Consider the following 673-nt stretch of genomic DNA (forward strand, 5'->3'; position numbering starts at 1 on the left):
TAGTCTAACCTTATATTGCAATATAAGGTTTAACAATAAAGCATTGATTTAAAATAATAATAAATAAAAAACTATTATCAATTAATTGCTCATAACTAGATAAGCGACTTTATTAAATTTCAGGGCTATTCTTATCACCGTCAACAGCAAACGGTTCACTGCTAATTTAATCGCAGCCAATATTTGCAGTTAATAGTTAACTTAAAGTTTAAAAATTAAAAGGGTTCAATCATGAAAAATTTAATCAAAAAAACATTACCAGTATTTTTAATCGCCGCTACTTTTGGTACTTCTTCAGTAATGGCAGCAGGTAACCCTGAGCTAGTTATGCAACAACTAGGTAGCTTACATATCTCAAAATCAGTAGTACAACAAGCGCAAGCGAAAGAGCAAGCATTCGAAAATGGATTAGATACAAAATTAGATGTGAACTTGGAAAAATCAATGGACGAGCTACAAAAACAAATTGATAAAAAGTTAGCTGATAAACTAGACAAAGCCTAGTGCGCTATAAAAACGCCGCATACATTGTCTATTATACCAATCGTGTTAAGTTACTGACCATTTATAGCGACAGATAAATGACGTGATAACAAGGCGTAAATTTTGACATGTAGTTGTTCTACATGAAAAATTTATAACGCAGTTAGCGCTTTATTTAGCTCGCTAGAAT

1 protein-coding gene is annotated in these 673 nt (G+C 31.8%); it reads left to right on the top strand.

Annotated features, from left to right (window positions below):
• Window positions 1-231: 231 nt before the first annotated feature.
• Complete coding sequence (locus tag CWB85_RS22035) at window positions 232-504, top strand: hypothetical protein (protein ID WP_138556023.1); 273 nt, start codon at window positions 232-234, stop codon at window positions 502-504.
• The last annotated feature ends 169 nt before the right edge of the window (window positions 505-673 follow it).

The sequence above is a fragment of the Pseudoalteromonas sp. S1727 genome, assembly GCF_005886375.1.
In the GTDB taxonomy this organism is placed as follows: domain Bacteria; phylum Pseudomonadota; class Gammaproteobacteria; order Enterobacterales; family Alteromonadaceae; genus Pseudoalteromonas; species Pseudoalteromonas haloplanktis.